Consider the following 20,987-nt stretch of genomic DNA (forward strand, 5'->3'; position numbering starts at 1 on the left):
CTATGAGAAAATTATTAGCGGCTATAGGTCTTGTTATTCCTTTTTTATCGATTTGTGCAAAAGAGCAGTTTAATCTGGATGAACTGAAAAAAGAATATTCGAAATACAATGCGGTTATTACATCTAAGGAGGAAGTATATGTTTTTGATATTGTTGATGATACCTTAAATGTAAGTCAGACGGTAAAGAGAAAAGTGATGATTCTGAATGAGTTCTCAAAAGCTTTTACCAATGATCTTATTAGTCATAGTTCATTTTGCCGATTAGAAGAAAAAGAGGCGTATACCCTGGTGCCCAATGGTAAAAAATATCAAAAGGTATCTGTAGATAATTTTCAGGAATCGCATAATAGAGATGGAAGTGTGTTTTACGATGATTCGAAGATAGTGCAATTCTCATACCCTTCATTGCAGGAAGGAGCCGTTACTTCACTGGAATATAAGTTCGTTTATAATGATCCTCATTTTATTCGAAGCGCCTTTTTGCAATCCTATATACCTATAATTAAGTCAAAGGTGCTTATTAAATATCATCGAGCCATTGATTTGGGTTATTTTTTGCAGAATACAGAACAGTTGAATCTTGATGTAAAAACTTACTCAAAAGGAAAATATAACTACATAGAATTCGAAGCCGATAAGGTGGATCGATTCAAATATTTTGGTGGGAATTATTATTCAATTCGTCACTTCAGTCCACATTTAATGATTTACCTGAAAGAAGTTAATCTGGACGGGCAGAAAGAAAAGTATTTTGGAAGTGTTGATGATTTGTATCATTACATGGTTCAATACATCGAAGAAGCTAATGCTGATGATTCTGATGATTTAACACAACTGGTTCAACAATTAACAAAAGGATTAAGCGAGGATGAGAAGGTGAAGCAGATTTATTATTGGGTGCAAAAAAATATCAAATACATTGCCTATGAAGATGGATATGATGGTTTTCGACCTATGAAAGCTGTTGATGTTTATAAAAAGCGATTTGGTGATTGTAAAGGTATGTCGAGCTTAATTCGTAAGATGATGTTGATTGCCGGTGTAGATGGGCATTTTACATGGGTGGGCACCCGGCATTTGCCTTATAAATATACCGAAACACCATTGCCATCGGTCGATAATCATATGATAGCCGCCTACTTAAAAGGAAACTCGGTTATTGTATTGGACGGAACCTTTAAATACCTTGATTTTGGTATTGTGCCTTATCATATTCAGGGAAAAGAAATTTTGGTTGAGATGGGGAGTAGCAATTACCAAATACATCAAATGCCTGTTTCGCCTGCCCAATATAGTATCGTCAAAGATTCTGTTGTGATTAGTCTGGATAATGACACGGTGAAAGGGAAAGCGACCAGGATTCAAACCGGTTTTAACAAGCTAGAATTGGCTCATGCCATGGATGGTGTAAAAACAGATAAATATGACAAAAGCTTTACGCGACTGTTTAATAAAGGAAATAACAAGTTTAATGTAACTGATTACCATGTTCATAATTTGTTTCAGCACGACCAGCCGGCAGTGGTGGATTATGAGTTTACATTACAGGATTACTACAAGCATTTTGAGGATGAAATATACGTGAATCTGAATCTGGATAAGTCGTATATGGATATGGAGGTGGATACCAGCAGTATCACCGGACCGATTGAAAATGATTTTTACTGCATCGAAAATTATATTACCGTTTTTGAAATTCCGGACGGTTATGAAGTGACCTATATTCCTGAGAATGGTGAGTATTCCTCAGATAAGTTTGGTTTTAGTATTAATTATCAAAAAGATGGAGATAAAGTGGTGATGAATAATAATATACAATTTGACTTCTTCTATCTGATAGGTGATGATTTGCTGGAATGGAATAAGATGGTGGCGCAATTAAGAAAGCATTATCGATCAACAATAGTTTTAAAAAAGATATAAACCCGGATAATAACAATTTATATGAGATACCTGATTTTACTAGCCTTCAACTTTTCAGTATTGTTTGTTTCGGCTGTTAATAAAGAGAAGAGTGAGCCATTTTGGGAAACAAGTCCTGAATATTCTGAGATTTCTTCGGAATATACCGGTGAAAATGTGGTGGGCTTGCTGCTCGATGAGAGAAGAGATTATTATCATGATGAGGAAGGTGATATGATTGGAACGCACACCATGCATCGAAAATATAGGTTAAACAACGAAGAATCGATTAATAATTTTAATAAGATATCAGTTTCGTTGAGTGATGTGATAGAGGTGCTTGAGATAAGAGCGCGCGTGGTAAAACCTGATGGTAAAATAGTAGAGTTTGATGAAAATAATATCAAAGAAATAAAAGAAGAAGGAAGCGGAAATGCATATAAAATTTTTGCGATTGATGGTATTGAAGTGGGTGATGATGTTGAATATTACGTGATTAATAAGGTGAGTTATGAGAATTTCGGACGCTTATTTGTCCAGTACGATTACCCTTTTCAGGAGGTCAACTTTGAAATGATTACTCCCAAAACAATACTTTATGATTTTAAAGGATATAATGGAATAGGTGCGGTTGAGCATACTACACTGGATGATGAGCGAAATTGCTATACATTCAAAAGAAGTAATGTGGATGCTATAAAAGGAGAGAAGTTTGCATATAAAACACCGCGTCGTCAGCGCATTGAATATCGTTTAGATTACAATCTGGGAAGAAAGTTAAGTCAATCGTTAACATGGGATGATGCAGCGCAGCGCATATATGAAATGCTATATCTCAATAACGATGAAAAAGTACTTAAGAAATGGATTAGTGAAATTGGTCAGTTGCCTGCCGATGATGTTGAAAAGGTTATTCAAATTGAAGATTTTTTAAAGAGAAATATTTTTATTCGAGAGTTTCATTCGCCTGAATTTGATGATATCAATTTTGTGTATGAGAACAAAGTAACCAGTAGCAGAGGAATGGCTGGATTAATGGCAAAGCTGTTTAATTATTATGGAATCGATCATCAGGTGGTGCTTACCTCAGAAAGAGACAATGTTAAATTCGATCCCGACTTTCAATCATGGAACTACCTGGAGGAATATCTTATCTATATACCAGAGGCAAATAAATATATCGATCCATCGAACTATGCATTGCGTTTAGGCTGTTTTAACGGAATGTGCTCTGCCAATTACGGTTTGTTTGTTGAGTTGGTTAATATTGGTGATTTTCAATCGGCCATTGGCAAAACAAAGTACATTAAAGCAACCGGAGCCGAAGAAAACTACCATAACATGTATATAAATGTGGTGGTGGAAGTTGATAATGCAATTTCAAAGGTAAATACCTGGACAGGCTTTAAAGGTTTGAGCGGAGGATTTATTGGCTTGATCTATCAAATGGCCGATGAAGAGCAGAAAAAGAATATGCTTAAAAGCTTGATGACCATTGAGGCGCCAGAAACTGATATTACTTTGTTGGAGAGGAATGAGCCTCAGGAAGGGCAGGATATGATGGCTGATGCAGAAATGGTGATTCATTCGGAGGTGGAAACCAACACATTTGTAGAAGAGGCTGGAAACAAATTATTACTTCATATAGGTAATACTATCGGACCGCAGGTAGAAATGTATTTCGAAGATGAACGAAATCCCGTTGCCGAAAATCAGTTTAACCGCTCTTATTATCGCGAAATAGAGTTTAGAGTACCGGATGGTTATAAAATAAAAAATCCAGAAGCATCTGTTATTTCAGTGGTGGAGAAAGAAGGAGAAGAACCAATCTTTATATTTGATTCAAAATACACGTATGAAGGTCAGCAATATAAAGTTATAATTGACGAATACTACAAAGAGATATACGTACCAGAGGAACATTTTGAAGGTTTTAAAAACGTAGTAAACGCCGCTGCCGATTTTAATAAAGTGGTGCTGGTGTTGGAACCCATCTAGGAAATCTGTTGAAGTATTAATGTCTTTCGTTTTTTCTGAAATAAAAATCTATAGAACCACCCGTACTGAAATATTGATGGGTGGTTTTTTATTATAAATATATTGATATACAAAATAAAAAGAGTAAATGATACAATATAGTTTACATTATTAGGTTATTATTGTTAAAGTATATCTGCCTATGAACTAATTCTACATCATTTTTCAATTAATTAAGTTTAACCTAAAATTAAAATGATGAGAAAATTAATTCTAATGTTTACACTGCTAATAATAGCCTTGTGTTCATGCGAAAAGGATGATCATAGTGTAAATAATTTAAAGTCTGATTACATACCTATGGCTGTTGGTAATTATTGGATCTATGAGACATATAACACAAATACTTTAGGAGAAGAGAGAAAACAATCTTATGTTGATAGTGTTGTAATTGTTAAGGATACATTAGTTAATGGTGATATTTTTTATAAGTATGAGTATTTTAAAATACACAACCAACAGTCAACTCTAGAAAGAACTTTATACTATAGAGATTCATGTAAGTATTTAATAGATATCCAAGGTAGGAAATTGTTCTCTGAAAATAATTTTAACGATACGTTGAGGTATCATAATTATGTAGGTGAAGTTGATACTATATATACTTCAAGTTATAAAATGGAAGCTTTTAATGATATAGTTGATATTCCTGCAGGGACTTTTAGCGATGTATTGAATTTTAAAGGTACTGTATATTGTAATCCAAGATACACTGAAATTCCAAATCCCAGGTATACACATAATTATTATGCAAGGAATGTAGGACTTATATTTGAATCCTATTCTTATGTGTTTTCAGGTGAGAGGCTAGAGAAGAAGTTAGTCCGATATGAATTAGTTGGTGATAAGTAGGATTTGTTTTTTGGGAAACACATTGGTAAAATAACTATCGCCCCTCAGTTAAATAAAACGAGGGGCGATTGATTTTTATAGGTTTATGATCTCGATATTCTAAATCCCAAACCGAACATTCATAGGCTTCAGATAAAAAGCTAATGCTTAAAGTAAAAGATCAATAAGTCAGGGCAGAAATTAAAAGTAACCAACAAAAAATCATTATAGTAATTATAATATTTATTGTCTGATAGAAAGTTTGCCTGTATTTACTAAACGTTAGTCTTATTCAAGGGGGTATTGCTGTAAAATCACAGTTAATTTATCTTGTAGATAATTAAAAAAGCAGGGGTGTTGTTACTTTTGGGTATGTTTTGGGATTATAAGGAAAGATATCCAAAAGGGATTTTAAGTGATTTTGTGCATTGTTTCTGGCAATATAAAAATGTTGATTCAGAAATACAATATAGCATATTACCTGATGGTTTCTTTGAAGTAATAGCTGAATTTGATACAAATGGTTTAATGGGTGTTAAACTTAAAGGTTTATGGACAAAACCTAAACCAGTTACTATTTCTTCTTCAATCATCGTTTTTGGTGTACGACTAAAACTGTCGGCAGCTGAATATTTGATGGATGAATCCATTCGTACGTTGTTGAATACAACTAGAAGCTTACCATTTGACTTTTGGAATATAGATACCTATTTAGATAAAGGATTTGATATGTTTATTGAGGATTTATCTAATCTGTTGACAGAAAAATTAAAAAATGGTAAGGAGGTAGATGCCAGAAAAGTAAAACTGTTTAATCTTGTTTACGAAAATATTTCTCAAAGTGTAGAAGAAATTTCTGATTATGTGGGGTGGAGCAGTAGGCAAATTAACAGATACTTCAATAATCAGTTAGGATGTCAGCTTAAAGAAGTATTAAATATAGTTCGGTGTCAGACAACATTTAAATATATTGCTGACGGCATTTATACTGCCCAAAAAGGTTTCTACGACCAGTCGCATTTTATAAAAGAAATTAAAAGATACTGCGGAGTGACTCCCAAAGAACTCAATAAAAACGAAAACGACCGATTTTTACAATTGTCAACCATTTCTGATAAATAAATTTACCGAGTCAAAAATAGGTGTAAATACCTTTTGAAAATTGGATGATTAACCAATCTATATACACCTGTTTGCCTGTAGATTATTGACTCTAAATTTATATAATATGAAACAAACATTTACTTTATCTATCTTATTGTTGGTGGTGTCATTGTCCTTTGGGCAAAGTAACACGCAAAGGAGTTTTAAAAACATATTCAGAAAAGAAAAACAACACTGTAAAGCATTTGCTCGTCTGGGATCTAATGTAAAAGTTCATTCATTAAAATCAACCCAGGCATTTCAGCAAAAGTTGGATTATAGTATTGAAGATGGTAAATATCAAGATGATGACTGGACCGTTTATACTAGAAGTGATTATTATTATAATGATGATAATCAGGTGTCTGAAGTTATCGGATATAGAGAATTAGATAATGGAGAAAAGGACTATAATTACAAATACACCTACACTTATGATGATAATAAGATGTATTATCTGGAGTTCTGGTGGGATAATGAAACAAATGGTTGGAGCACCTCGGCCTATTACCGAGAAGAATATACCTATGATACAGATGGTAAATTAACTAACTATCTTGGGAAATATAGAGAAAATGGAGCCTGGTTAGATGATTATCGAATCACATATAATCATAATGTCAATGGTTATCTGATATCTGAAGTATATGAGTACTACGAATACGATGCTAATTTAGAGAAAGGAGAATGGTTGGTGGATGAATCATTGGATATTGCCCGAAATGCAGATGGAAAAATTACTTCTATTACGGCAGAAATGATAGAGGATGATTCAGATGAGTATGTAACTTTAACAACTAAAGCTGAAGGTGGAGTTACTTATAATGCCAATGGTGATTTAATACAACTAATTATTGGGTTTACCGATAATGGAGTGTGGGTTAATACTCTAAAGTTAGTGATGGAATTTGATGATAATGGCAATTGCTTAAGCGATAAGAGTTATAACTATGGCGATACTGATTGGGAAGAAGAAATGGCCGAAGGTACTGAATTTACATATTACTTAAATTATGATTTCTCTGAAGTAATGGGTATTCCCAAATCGATGTATTATGATTCTTTTTACTTTACGATGAATAATATAATGCATACGGATACTGAGTATTGGAGTGATGATGATGATACATATGGAATTGATCGAACAACCTATTATTATTCAGATATTGTTTCAACAGGAGTAGAAAATATTGAAAGTGCTGATATAATATTATATCCAAATCCGGTTGAATCAAATCTACAAGTTAGCTTTTCGTCAAACTCAAATACAGCAGGTTTAATGTTGTATAATATTAGTGGTGAATTGATTTTTTCAAAAGAAGTAGCAGGTGAAGAATCTATTAATATCGAAGCATTAAGTAGTGGTATTTATATCTATAAGATTACTGTTGATGGTGATTCAAAAAACGGTAAACTGATTAAAAAATAAAATTGTGTAGTACTAGAATCAAGCTTTAATTTGATAGCCTCCCGCAATTTATTTCTAATTGCGGGAGGTTTTTTTATTACGATCTTGAAATCCTAAAACCAGATTGACTGATATCCATTTTTACAAAGCGGGCACGGTCGTTAATTGGATTGTTTGTAAGCGTATTTTTAATGCGGGCTGCAGCTTCAGGATCTTTGGCACAAATTACCATAAAGCCTCCGCCGCCGGCACCCAGGAGTTTATGTCCTAAGGCCAAATCATCAATTTGGTCAACAATCTTTTGCACTTCTGCAGTATTTACTCCTGAATCAAGCATCTGATTCAATTTCCACGAGTGGCGAACCATCTTACCGGTTGCTTCAAAATCATAACGCTGAATGGCATCGGCAGTGCGATAAGCGTGCTGTTTAATCTCCTGCAAAGTACGCAAGCGTTGCCCTTCATTTAAAAACATTCCACTTACGATATCCTGTAATACATTCTTTGCAACGCGAGTGATTCCGGTATAATACAACAACCAGTTTTCTTTATAATCGGTTCCGGTAAATACCTGGTCAGGCAGCCAGCGAACATTCATCTTTTCCTGTGTTCCGGGTTCTGATTCCAATAATTTCACTCCCGGTAGAATTCCGCCATACTGATCCTGCCATCCGCCACCGGTTGTTAATAATTGCTCTAGTATTAATGTTCGATGACAGATTGTTTGGTGATCCCAACTCAGACTTGCAAAATCGGCTAAAGTACCTAAAAGTGTTGCAGCCAGTATCGAACTTGTTCCCAAGCCCGATCCTTTCGGTATGGCTGCCAGCATTGATATTTCAAAACCGCCTCCGAATTCGTTTAATTGTTGTTCGAGCGAGCTGAATTGTAATCCGCAAAAATCGGGATGAAATCCCGCCAGACACAATGCTGCTTTAGGTATCGAAAAGGCTGATCCTACTTTATTATAATTGGCTAATTCTTCGTATGATGTAATCACTTCTGAAACTCCATTGTCGATTGATCGAAGCGTAATCTTTTTCTCGGATGATAAACGAATATAAGCCTGAATAGGAGGCTGCTCATTAAGTTCAACTGCCAAATTCATTACACTTCCTCCATACTGCATACAGAACGGAGGTGTATCAGCCCAACCTCCAGCTAAATCCAGACGGGCAGGACTGCGTCCCCAGATAATCTGATCGGAATAAATGTTTAATTGTGGAACAACTTTATGTTCTGATGATTCAGATATAATATTCTGAAGCAATGAAAAAGCCTTTTGTTCTTCTACTGTTCCGTCCTGTCCCTTGTTTTTATTCACCTCGGAGCGAAACATATAATCACGGAAGCGAATCATCGGCGATACAGTCTCAGGAATCGGAGCAGGTATCTCCAAGTTGTTTTGAGCAAACTCTTTAGCTGTTTTCTTCAGGTCAGCCTGGTAAAAAACGCTTCGTGAATAGTTGTTGGCTAAGAAGGTGAGATTTATTTTTCTGAATTGTTTACGTTGTTGATTAGCTCGAGCCAGATTTGCGCGGGCACTGATCTGATCAGCAGATATTCTTTCTGAATTCAGCCATAATGCTTTTGCTGTTTCGTCATTGGAAGAATTAATCAACCAGTTGATTAGATCCTGATTTAAGTTTTCTGGTTTAATCAACGGAAAAATGTTGGCAGCCTGCAGATCAGATGTATTTCCAAAATCTACATCGTCGAAAAGTATACCTCTATCCTTGAGCCAGCTGTTAAAAGGTTGCCCCATCCATAAGGTTGAGTCATCAGATAAATCACCTCTGAAAGCATCGTCAATTCCATAGGGGCGGATGCATATTAAATCATCACCAACAGGAACAATATCAATACATATGCCCGCCGGAATATCAAGATTCCAATTGTTCTCTGGAATTCCGGTCAGAACATGGTTGTGATGTAAACACCAGCCTGACGGAATATGACTGTTTTCGATCCAGATATTTTTATGGTTGCTGTTCCAACTAATTTCTGTCAAGGCATTTTGCACAAACAGCGAAGGATGTGCTTTTACTTTATTATGCCAGATGTTCCTCTGATCTTGAACCCGATTCTGAATTTTTTCGGTTGAGGTAATCAATTCGCGGGATGTTCCAAAGTGGTAGAATTCACCTTTTTCAAGTGGAAGAATAGCAACTGATAATTCATTTATCTCATCGTCGTTTTGTTTTGGATGATCGCCGAGGCAAGTGCCAAACGAACTGTATAAATCGTAAAAATCAGGAATCTCTTTACTGAATTTGTTATCGGTCCAGCCACTCTTTTTCATCAGTAATTCAATAGCACGGTCGCTCAAAATCCATACGCCGATATCCATCATAAACAAATGGCTTCCTGTTAACTCTTCAATTTCCTGATGTGACGGTTTCTGCAACATAAAATCCAATAGTTGTGGATTATGACGAGGCGTAAAAAACACCCCGTGACGCGATGCCAGATGTTGATCAACCCAAATACCCAAACAAACCACATCGGCTTTTGGCAATTCAAACGGAAGATCATCAGCTAAAATCATCACATCGCCACTGGCAATTAAAGTATTCTGATTTTCATTGGAAGCTTCCATCAACTTATCCAGAAGTGGAGTTTGCAAATCTAATAAAGTCTGATCCAGACTCTGCCCGCGACTCCATCTGAAAACAGGTATTGGAGATAGCACCTTACCTGCAGGTGCATATGCGGGTAAACGTCGGCTTTGTCCTCCTGCATGTATAATTATTTTCTTTTCGATGCCCAGATAATCCTCAATGCTTGGTTGCGTTTGAGTTCTAAAATGTTCAGCCAAAAGGTGTGCTGTTCCGCCACCTGAACCAATCTTAGTGCCGGCAGGATCGGAGGCTACAAACCATTCTTCAGTTGAATGTTTTGTAATGTCATGAAAAACAGAAACCAAATTTTCCGGTAAGGAAAGAAGATATTTCATTATTGATAGGATCTAAAAATTAAAACTATAGAGTCGGGATAAACGGAATGCTAAGATAGGTAAATATTGAAAATTAAGATTGGCTTTGTTTTAGCTAATCTTAAATTCATTTCTGTATTTAGCTGGCGACATAGCTGTTACTTGTTTAAATATTCTTGTGAAATGATAGCGGTTGGCAAATCCCGTTTTTGTGGCAATTTCATCAATACTGTCATTGGAGTGATGCAATTGTACACATGCATTATTAATGCGTTTTTGCCTTACGTAGGTTTGCGGCGATATACCTGTCTCCTGTTTAAATAATCGGGTAAACGTATTAGTTGCTAACCTGCATTTTTCAGCCAGAATGCTGTTTGATAGTTCTGAACTAAGATTGCTTTCGATGTAATTTAGTGCTTTCAATATATGATAATTACTTGTAAGTAATTCCCAGTTTTGCTCCTTAATCTCCGACAGTAAATCAATAATTAAAGATTGAATAGTAAGCAGTGTGTAAAAACTAAACTGTGTATTATCCACACTCAAATGCTTTGTTATTATATTTATTTTCTCTTTTATATGATAGGTTAGATCAAAAGTGAAAATACCGGCCGATACATTGTCATAAGGGGTGCCTATATTAAAATGAATGTATAGGTGCTCAATAAAGTCTTTATGCAGGTTTAAAAATGAATACTCAGAATTAATTCTTCCTCCTTTTAAATTGTATCCTTTTAATGGAATTTTATGATCAAACAAATGGGTGGAATAGGAGGTGTTAGGTGCAATCAGATAAATTTTATCTGGAAGTAATTCCGTGGTGATATCTCCGGATTTAATGAAGGCGCCTTTTTTATTATTGTAATAAATTCTCCAGTACGGAAACGATAATTCCTTGTATTCCCATCTTTCAAGCCACCAGTAACGACAGCAAAGTATCTGCAGGTTATATTTAGGAAAGTGCTGTAATATATCCGAAGGATCGCCTTTGTAGGGTAGCTGATTTGGGGCTTTCATTTTGTATGTTGTTTCAAATAGATACAAATATACAAATATTGGATATTTTATTTTATCCAGTTAAATATCATTTTTGAATGAATCAGTTACAACTAAATTTCAAGTAAAAATGGCAAACAGATTAATAGGCGAAGTGCCCATGGTGGGTATACGTCCCGTTATTGATGGAAGAGAGCGAGGGGTAAGAGAATCATTAGAGCAGCAGGTTATGGATTTGGCAAAAGCTGCCGCAACTTTCATAGAATCCAATTTACGATTACCAGGAGGAGAAAAAGTAGAATGTGTTATTGCAGATACTTGTATTGGTGGTGTTGCCGAGGCTGCTATGTGTGCGGCTAAATTTAAAAAAGAAGGAGTAGGAGTGTCGTTAACCGTAACTCCGTGTTGGTGTTACGGAACAGAAGTAATGGATACAGATCCGTTAATTCCTAAAGCTGTTTGGGGATTTAACGGAACTGAGCGTCCGGGTGCTGTATATCTGGCTGCAGCTTTGGCTGGTTATACTCAAAAAGGATTACCGGCTTTCGGTATCTATGGGCGTGATGTGCAGGATGCTGGTGACACAACCATTCCGGATGATGTTCAAGAAAAGATACTACGTTTTATAAAAGCTGCTTTGGCTGTGGCACAAATGAGCGGTAAGTCGTATTTATCTATTGGTTACAGTTCGATGGGTATAGCAGGATCGATGGTTAACTCAGACTTCTTTCAGGATTATCTCGGAATCAGAACTGAGTTTGTTGATAGTACCGAAATTCTTCGTCGGATTGATGAAGGAATCTATGATAAAGATGAGTTTGAGAAAGCGCTAAAGTGGACGAAAGAAAATTGTAAGGAAGGACTCGACAGAAACAAACCGGAGGTGCAGGTTGATCATACGCGTAAAGAGCACGAGTGGGAAACAGTGGTGAAGATGACATTAATTTGTCGTGATATGATGATAGGTAATCCTAAACTGATTGATATGGGTTACCGTGAAGAAGGATTGGGGCGCAACGCAATTCTCGGTGGTTTTCAGGGGCAACGTCAGTGGACCGATTATCAACCCAATGCTGATTATACAGAAGCTATTTTGAACTCTTCGTTCGATTGGAATGGTATACGCGAAGCATTTGTTTTAGCTACTGAAAACGATAGTTTGAATGGAGTAGTAATGTTATTCGGACATTTATTAACCAATACATCTCAAATATTCTCGGATGTTCGCACATACTGGAGTCCTGATGCTGTAAAACGCGTTACCGGTAAAGAGCTAACCGGAAAAACCAAAGACGGAATTATTCATTTGATTAATTCGGGTTCAACTACTTTAGATGCAACTGCCCAACAAAGAGATATCGAAGGTAATCCTGTAATGAAACCATTCTGGGAGATATCTGAAGATGAGATGCAAGCATGTTTAAAGAATACTGTTTGGCCTCCAGCTGACCGCGAATACTTTAGAGGAGGAGGTTTTTCGTCTCTTTTTAAAACTGCTGGAGAAATGCCAGTTACCATGAGTCGGATTAATCTAGTAAAAGGGCAGGGGCCGGTACTTCAAATTGCTGAAGGATGGACCGTTGAATTACCGGATGATATTCATGAAATATTGGATGAGCGAACTAATCCTACCTGGCCTACAACTTGGTTTGTACCTCGGACAAACGGAACAGGTGCTTTTAAAGATGTGTATTCGGTGATGGCTAATTGGGGTGCCAATCATGGAGCTATTAGTTACGGGCATATTGGAGCTGATTTGATAACGCTAGCTTCAATGCTTCGAATACCGGTTTGTATGCATAATGTCGACAATGATGATATTTTCAGGCCAAGTGCATGGGCTTCTTTCGGCGAAGATAAGGAAGGAGCCGACTATAGGGCTTGTAATACTTATGGACCATTATACGGAATATAATCTATCTCTCAGTTATTCCCCGGGTCTGATGTTAATCTGAAGGCTCGGGGTAACATACACTTTTATGATAGTTTTATTAATTTGTATGTAATTGATTGATATTTTCAAATCAAGTTGTATGAGTCAGATATTAAGCAAGATATAAGTAAGTCTTATGTCTAGGATCTAATAGTCTATTAATGTATGGAAAGAAAAGATATAGCCATTGTATTTGACTGCGGAGCTACCAATGTGCGAGTGATTGCCATGAATATTTCAGGTACAATTGTAGCTTCCGAATCAATGCCAAACGAAACCGATGGAGATCCTCATTTTCCCGGTGGAAGAATTTGGGATGTAGATAAGTTGTGGGATAAATTATGTGGTTGTTCTCGAAAAGTCTTGAATCAGATAGATTCGGGCAGGATTGCAGGTGTTACGTTTACCACTTTTGGTGTTGACGGAGCTTTGGTTGATAATACGGGAGAGCTGTTATATCCTGTTATTTCGTGGCAGTGCGATCGAACAAAGCCAATAATGGATAATATTGATAAATATTGTTCCTTAAATCGTTTGTACCAATTGAGTGGTGTCTATCCATATGCTTTTAATACCATCAATAAAATGATTTGGCTGAAAGAGAATCAACCAGATCTAATAGAAAAAGCGTTTCGATTCTTGTTTATGCCATCATTGCTGATTCATCGATTAACTGGAACAATGCAGAATGATGCCACTATGATGGGCACTTCCATGATGACGGATTTAAAGAATCGATGTTTTTCGGATGAAATATTATCCTCTTTAAATATTAATAAAGATTTGTTTGGCGAGATGGCGGAACCGGGAGACATAGCCGGTGCTGTTCATGTTGAAGGGAGTTTATCAACCGGAATCCCCGAAAATACTTCCGTATTTTTTGCCGGACACGATACTCAGTTTGCCGTTTTCGGTTCAGGAGCCAAATTGAACCAACCCGTTTTAAGTTCAGGTACCTGGGAGGTATTGATGGTGCGCACAGATAGTTTTGCCGCAACGCAATCAGAACTGGATGAAAACCTTACTACCGAGGCAGATGCCATCAAAGGTTTTTTCAACATCGGACAGAATTGGTTGGGATCGGGAGTGTTGGAATGGTTCTCCTCCAACTTCTATCCCGAATTAAAAGGGAATCAGTTGTATGAAACCATGATTTCTGAAGCTTCCGATATCAAAACAGGCGAGCACGGACTTTGTATTTCTCCTGCCTTTTATGATGACGGAACAGGCAAAGGCGGAGGCATTATTTCGGGATTAACTATAAGTTCCAAACGAGAGGAAATTTACAGGGCTTTGTTGGAGAGCATGGCACTTCGATTGCGCGAAGGATTATTTGCAATAGAAAAAGCCGGTGATTTTAAAGCCGAAAGTATTATTTGTGTTGGTGGTGGCTCTAAAAACGGCCTTTGGAACCAACTGAGAGCAGATGCCATTCAACGCCCCCTTCATGTAATCGATCAAAAAGAAACCACGGTTTTAGGCGCTGCTCTTTTTGTTTTTCAAGGAGCCGGTTTGTATTCTTCCGCAGAAGAAGCTTTGAATGCAATAAAAAATAATTCAGAAATAATTTTACCGAAAAAAGACGATTCTTCTTTGTGGGATCGTTTATTTATGGAATATTTAAAGTTGAAAATTAAAGATTAATCCAATGCTAAAAGGAATATCCCCAATTATAAGTCCTGATTTATTATCTGTTTTAGCCCGAATGGGGCACGGCGATGAAATTGTTTTGGCAGATGCTCATTTCCCAGGCGAGACATTTAACTCAAATGTACTAAGAGCTGATGGCATTCGAATTTCAGATTTATTAGAAGCCATTCTGCCATTGTTTGAGTTGGATGCTTATGTGCCTTCGCCACTTATTATGATGGCAGCTGTGCAAGGAGATGAATTGGATCCAAAAGTGGAAGAAGCTTATTTAAAATCTATTCATAAAACGAATCCAAATGCAGCACCCATTATACGAATCGATCGTTTTGCTTTTTACGAACAAGCTAAATCGGCTTTTGCTGTGGTAATGACAGGCGAAACTGCCAAATATGGAAATATAATCCTGAAAAAAGGAGTAACACCTTTAATCTAAATTCTAGTTTCTACCCCATAAAATCTATAGTATCCTTAAATCCAATAAAAAAATCCCTTTATGAATACATCCAAAGCTAAGGTTGTTGAACGAAAATACCTGCTTACATTTATAATTATAACCACACTATTTGCTCTTTGGGGCTTTGCTAATGATATAACTAATCCGTTGGTAGCAGCATTCCGAACCATCATGGAGATATCTAATTCAAAAGCTGCACTAATACAATTTGCTTTTTATGGCGGATATGCGACCATGGCAATTCCGGCTGCTTTGTTTGTTCAAAAATATAGTTATAAACAGGCAATATTACTTGGTTTGGCATTATATGCAACAGGCGCATTGTTATTCTGGCCGGCTGCTCAGTACGAGGCATTCACCTTTTTCTTGTTGTCGTTATATATTTTAACCTTTGGCCTGGCATTTTTAGAAACTACCGCTAATCCTTATATTCTTTCGTTGGGAGATGAAAGAACCGCCACCCGACGATTAAATTTGGCTCAGTCTTTTAATCCACTGGGTTCAATACTAGGAATGACGGTAGCATCCGAAGTTATTTTATCGTCATTACAATCGGAGCAAAATGGAGTTGAATTCTCTACTTTAGATGCAGCTACCAAAGCCATCCAACGCACCCATGACTTAATGGTAATTCGTAATCCATATGTGGTGCTTGGTTTGGTGGTAATTCTAATGTTTATGGTTATTCTCATAACCAAAATGCCGAAGATCGGACATCAGAATGAAATTCACCCGATGCAATCGTTTAAACGTTTGATAAAGAATAAGGTGTATCGAGAAGGTGTGATTGCACAGGTGTTTTATGTGGGAGTGCAAATTATGTGCTGGACATTTATCATTCATTATGCCGAAAATCTGGGAATTGATAAGGCTACCGCTCAACGATACAATATGATTGCAATGGGTATCTTTATTGCCAGTCGTTTTTTAAGTACAATGTTAATGAAGTATATCAGTAGTCAGCGATTGTTGTTTTTATTTGCTGTTGGCGGAATGATATCAATATCGGGAGTAATATTTATTGGAGGAATGATCGGATTAGCGTGTTTAGTCGTAACTTCTGCTTTTATGTCGTTAATGTTTCCAACTATTTACGGAATTGCCCTGGAAGACGTAAAAGAAGATACGACATTGGGAGCTGCCGGTTTGGTAATGGCTATTGTTGGCGGTGCTTTAATGCCACCTTTACAAGGATTAATTATTGATTGTGGAACTGTAGGATGGTTGCCATCTGTAAATGCTTCGTTTATTTTGCCTCTGATTAGTTTTATGGTGATAGCCATTTATGGTTATAGAGTGATGAAAGTTCATAGGGTATAAATGAAGTTCTGCCAGATTTTTGAGTTTTCATCTATTAGTTTTGTGCAATCGAATGAATTTTAGTTTCGAATTTGTTATTGAAACGTTCAATTTTTTGGAATTTGTTTTTATTACAAGTTACGAATCTATATCTTCGGAGCTTGAACCTCCCATATGGCAACTTGAAAATTTTAGATTAAAGGCAAACTTCATTAGGTATGTATCGTTATCACTTAGCATTAATTCTTTCACTATTAAGTATTAGCCTTAAGGCTCAGCGAATTCTGGAATTCGATAAGCTGTCTTTACAAGATGGCTTTTCATCAAGCAGAGCAAATGCAATCATTCAAGATAAGAATGGATATATATGGATAGGTACCTGGAATGGGCTGAATAGGTATGACGGATACGAGGTTAAAGAATATATTCCTGATTTTCGTGATTCAACAACATTAAGTAATCGAGAGGTGGTTTCTTTGCTTGAAGGTAGCAACGATAATATTTGGATTGGTACTACATCCGGATTGAATTGTCTTAATCTTCGAACCAATCAAATGCGCTCATTTCCTTTTCAAAACAGGATAATATCATTACTTGAAGATGGTGAGGGTTTGATATGGGTTGGAACCAGCAATGGAGGATTGCATATACTTAATCCTAAGACAGGGGAGAAAAAAAATTATTTTAACGGTTACACAGTAACCGATATATGTTATGACTCTCGAGGGATATTTTGGTTGGCTACTTACAATGGTTTAATTCAGTTTGATAAGGTTAATCAAAATAATCGCTTTTACTATCATAATGAGAATGACCCTAATTCTATTAGTAATAATACAGTAACTCAGATAAAAGAAAGTGCTGATGGAAAACTATGGGTTGGTACCTGGGGAGGAGGATTGAACCGTATTGAGGTATTTCCGGAAGTGGATAGTTTGCATATTTCGCATTTTAATACTTCAGCAGAAAATGGTAGCCTGACTTCAAATGTTATATATCGAATATTTATTGATGAGTTTGAGAACGTTTGGTGTGGAACCTGGGATAAGGGAGTAATGCTGTTAGAAGGCAGGGAACAATCTAAAGATCCGTCTGAAGCCATTGTATACAGTTATAAGAGTAACGCCAACGATATAAATAGTCTGTCAGGCAATAATATTTCTTCTCTTTTTGTTGATCGTACTGGCATATTATGGGTTGGTGCAGCAAAACTTGACAGAACATCTATTGTTAACAATGGAATTAAACGTTATAAGATCCATGGAGAAGCTGATGGTAAGTTTAGCTTTAGAAATGTTCGCTCTTTTACCCAACAGGATAGTTTTATATGGGTTGGCACTTCCTTCGAACTAAAATTATACCAACAGGATGAAGATTCTTATACTGAGGTAAAAGATTTGCATGATTTTGCATATACTCATAATAGATATTCTTATGCAGCCAGTTCTATTATTTCGTTAGAATGCAATAAGCATGGCTTATGGGTGGGAACAGATGATGCCGGTTTGCTTTTTTACCCTGGATATAGTGCAATAGAGAAGAGAAATCCGAAGTTTGAGTATTTTAATACCAATACATCAGCAGCTTTACCTGGTAATAAAATTAATGTTATTAAAAGCTCAGATAAATATGATAATGTTGTTTGGGTGGGAACCCAACAAAGAGGCATTGCCAAATTAACATACACAAAAGGGGATGTAAAAACCAGAATAATTACAGGTGGAAGTGATGACAATCATCTATCGGATAATAACACCCGCACTATTTATGAAGATCACGATGGTTTAGTATGGGTAGGTACTCAAAACGGATTAAATTGTCTGAATCCTGAAACAATGGAGATCAAGAAGTTTTATCATTCTTTTAAAGATGATAAAAGTATTAATGACAATGTAATCAATGTTATTTATGAAGATACAAGTGGTAATTTATGGATAGGAACTAACTCTGGCATAAACAGAAAGTATGTTGAAAGGTTGCCTGATGGTACAGAAAAGATAGTTTTTGAAAGTTATCCGCACGTTGAAGATGTGGGAAATGGAATTATTACCAATATACTTGAAGATGAAAGCGGTACTTTATGGATTAAGCCTTACCGAGGGATTGTGAAATTTAATCCTCAGAAAGAACGAGTAATAAAAAGTTATGTAACCAAAGAGTATCTGACTCTTTCGGTAGAAACGAATGCCGCTTTAAAAACAACTGATGGTAAGATATTTCTAGGGGAGGACAAAGGATTTATCTATTTCTATCCCGATAGTTTATTTAAAAATACATTAGCACCTAAAGTTTGTATTACTGATTGTATAGTTTTAAATAAAAGTGTAGTTGAAAATGAGAAGAGAGATAAGATAATAGGTGATACCATAACCAATTCTATTCCTTTTGTTGATAAACTGAATTTTTCGTTTAAAGATCAGGTTATTACATTCATGTTTTCAGCGATGGATTATAAAGATCCAAATAGAAATGAGTATGCCTATTTCCTTGAAGGATACGATAATATATGGAATGAAGTTGGAGTCAGAAATTCAGCGACATATACAAATATTCCTCCCGGAGACTATGTGTTTCATGTAAAGGCTGCCAATAGCGATGGCAGATGGAGCGAAAACTCTGCATCCATACAATTTACAGTAAGTCCACCTTGGTGGAAGACTATTTGGGCTCTTATTGCTTATGCAGTTGGTATTATTTCTACTTTGTATTTCTTTAAAGAATACTCATTAATACAGGTAAGAGAAAAGAGTAGAATAAAGCTTGAATTGATGCAGAACGAAAAAGAACAGCATCTTAATGAGCTGAAAACTCAATTTTTTACCGATATAACACATGAGTTCAGAACTCCGCTAACTCTTATTCAAGGGCCTGCAGAAGAATTAAAGAAACTTGGAAAAGAATCGCCGTACATGGTGAAACAGGCTGATCTGATATTGAAAAATACGAATAGACTCTTAAGATTAATCAACCAGTTGATGGATTTCAGAAAGGTTGACAGGGGTAAAATGGCACTGCAGCTTCAGTCGTATAGTGTTACTCAATTAATGAAAGAATTATTCGAATCATTTAAAGGAGTAGCTGATTCTCGCGATATTGATTTTAACCTTGAAATGGCTCAGGAAAAGATAATGGCATATGTTGATGGCGATAAGCTTGAAAAAATAATGTTTAATCTTGTTTCTAATGCATTTAAGTATTCTGATGATAATGGAATGATTACCATACGTGCTGCAATTGAAGAATCTGACGAAAAAGAAGTTTTAGCCATAGAAGTAGAGGATGATGGGATTGGTATTGGTTTAGACAATAAAAAGAGGATTTTTGAACGATTCTTTCAAACGCATGAAAAACGCACGCATAGTACCGGAGGAATTGGTTTGTATCTTTCTAAAACATTTGTTGAGCAACATGGCGGTACCATACAAGTTGATAGCGATTACGGGCAGGGTAGCTGTTTTAGGGTGGTTATTCCAACAAGAAATAATGAAGTAGATGAAAATGCTCCTACATCTGAATTAGTCTCGGAAAATATAGAAGATAACAATGCTAATGTTGAAGAGGAATCTTCGCAAGTGGTAATGCCACATGAGAGTGGAAAAGTATTTGACGTATTAATAGTAGAAGATGATTCAGATCTGAATGATTTTATTGTATCCGGTTTGTCGCACGAATTTAATGTGGTGGGAGTGTTTAACGGAAACGAAGGCTTTGAACAAGCCAAAGCATTAAATCCTGATATTATTGTTACTGACGTTATGATGCCGGGTATGGATGGATTTGAGATGTGCCGAAAAATTAGGAAAGATGTATCCACGTCGCATATTCCTGTTATATTCCTAACGGCCAAAACCATGATGGATGACGAGATTAAAGGCCTTGAATTGGGTGCTATTGATTACATCTATAAGCCTTTTAACATAAATGCACTTCAGTTGAAGGTTCATAACGTGTTGAATGGTCGTAAGAAAATACATGACCAGATGCGTAAGGAAAAAATTCTAGAACCAGAAAAAATAGAACTTACATCTCTGGATGAGAAATTACTAAAAGATGCGGTGGATGCTGTAAACAAATATTTGGATGATCCAACCTTTGATGTAGTGAAGTTTAGCGAAGTAATTGGTTTAAGTGCCAATCAGGCGTATCGTAAAATAAAAGCTTTAACTGGTCAAACGGTAAAAGAATTTATACGAAATCAGCGATTAAAAACGGCTGCTTCACTATTATTACAGAAGAAGAGATCTATATCAGAAATTATTTACATGGTTGGCTTTTCAAGTCCGTCGTATTTTACCAGATGCTTTAAAGAGTTTTATAAATGTACGCCTAAGGAGTATATAGCCAAGGATGGAAAAATTGATCAGGCTTAATCGAAAAATAGTCCTGATTAAGAGAGT

At 36.2% G+C, this 20,987-nt stretch carries 12 protein-coding genes; 10 read left to right on the plus strand and 2 right to left on the minus strand.

Annotation, left to right across the window (positions count from 1 at the left end; all coding sequences use genetic code 11):
• Positions 1-2 precede the first annotated feature (2 nt).
• The 5 genes from KEM10_RS16150 to KEM10_RS16170 all read left to right on the plus strand — a co-directional run bounded on the left by KEM10_RS16150 (position 3) and on the right by KEM10_RS16170 (position 7,344).
• The gene (locus tag KEM10_RS16150) at positions 3-1,925 is read left to right on the plus strand and encodes a transglutaminase domain-containing protein (RefSeq protein WP_212217065.1); all 1,923 of its coding nucleotides are present in this window, start codon (positions 3-5) and stop codon (positions 1,923-1,925) included.
• A 21-nt stretch (positions 1,926-1,946) separates the two neighbouring features.
• Positions 1,947-3,902 carry a DUF3857 domain-containing protein gene (locus KEM10_RS16155; protein ID WP_212217066.1) on the plus strand — a complete coding sequence of 652 codons (1,956 nt, stop codon included), beginning with the start codon at positions 1,947-1,949 and terminating at the stop codon, positions 3,900-3,902.
• 237 nt (positions 3,903-4,139) lie between these two features.
• On the plus strand, positions 4,140-4,793 hold the full coding sequence (locus KEM10_RS16160; RefSeq protein ID WP_212217067.1) for a hypothetical protein: 654 nt from the start codon (positions 4,140-4,142) through the stop codon (positions 4,791-4,793).
• A gap of 333 nt (positions 4,794-5,126) precedes the next feature.
• Entirely contained in the window at positions 5,127-5,894 is a 768-nt protein-coding gene (locus tag KEM10_RS16165; RefSeq protein WP_212217068.1) for a DUF6597 domain-containing transcriptional factor, read from the plus strand.
• Positions 5,895-6,000: 106 nt separating this feature from the next.
• Complete coding sequence (locus KEM10_RS16170) at positions 6,001-7,344, plus strand: T9SS type A sorting domain-containing protein (RefSeq protein WP_212217069.1); 1,344 nt, start codon at positions 6,001-6,003, stop codon at positions 7,342-7,344.
• Between the two features lie 76 nt (positions 7,345-7,420).
• Here KEM10_RS16170 and KEM10_RS16175 read toward each other — a convergent pair whose 3' ends face one another.
• On the minus strand, positions 7,421-10,279 hold the full coding sequence (locus KEM10_RS16175; RefSeq protein ID WP_212217070.1) for a bifunctional fucokinase/fucose-1-phosphate guanylyltransferase: 2,859 nt from the start codon (positions 10,277-10,279) through the stop codon (positions 7,421-7,423).
• 90 nt (positions 10,280-10,369) lie between these two features.
• Positions 10,370-11,275, minus strand: coding sequence for a helix-turn-helix domain-containing protein (locus tag KEM10_RS16180; protein ID WP_212217071.1), 906 nt, complete (start codon positions 11,273-11,275; stop codon positions 10,370-10,372).
• Positions 11,276-11,384: 109 nt separating this feature from the next.
• Here KEM10_RS16180 and KEM10_RS16185 point away from each other — a divergent pair, with 109 nt between their 5' ends.
• From KEM10_RS16185 to KEM10_RS16205, 5 genes are all read left to right on the plus strand, one after another.
• On the plus strand, positions 11,385-13,169 hold the full coding sequence (locus tag KEM10_RS16185) for an L-fucose isomerase (protein WP_212217072.1): 1,785 nt from the start codon (positions 11,385-11,387) through the stop codon (positions 13,167-13,169).
• A 183-nt stretch (positions 13,170-13,352) separates the two neighbouring features.
• Positions 13,353-14,831, plus strand: a complete 1,479-nt coding sequence (gene fucK, locus KEM10_RS16190; RefSeq protein ID WP_212217073.1) for an L-fuculokinase — start codon at positions 13,353-13,355, stop codon at positions 14,829-14,831.
• Positions 14,832-14,835: 4 nt separating this feature from the next.
• Positions 14,836-15,270 (plus strand): L-fucose mutarotase, encoded by a 435-nt coding sequence (fucU, locus tag KEM10_RS16195; RefSeq protein ID WP_212217074.1) that lies wholly within the window; start codon positions 14,836-14,838, stop codon positions 15,268-15,270.
• A 60-nt stretch (positions 15,271-15,330) separates the two neighbouring features.
• Positions 15,331-16,611, plus strand: a complete 1,281-nt coding sequence (gene fucP / locus KEM10_RS16200) for an L-fucose:H+ symporter permease (protein WP_212217075.1) — start codon at positions 15,331-15,333, stop codon at positions 16,609-16,611.
• 197 nt (positions 16,612-16,808) lie between these two features.
• Complete coding sequence (locus KEM10_RS16205; protein ID WP_212217076.1) at positions 16,809-20,960, plus strand: hybrid sensor histidine kinase/response regulator transcription factor; 4,152 nt, start codon at positions 16,809-16,811, stop codon at positions 20,958-20,960.
• The last annotated feature ends 27 nt before the right edge of the window (positions 20,961-20,987 follow it).

Source organism: Carboxylicivirga linearis (genome assembly GCF_018271995.1).
Lineage (GTDB): Bacteria > Bacteroidota > Bacteroidia > Bacteroidales > Marinilabiliaceae > Carboxylicivirga > Carboxylicivirga linearis.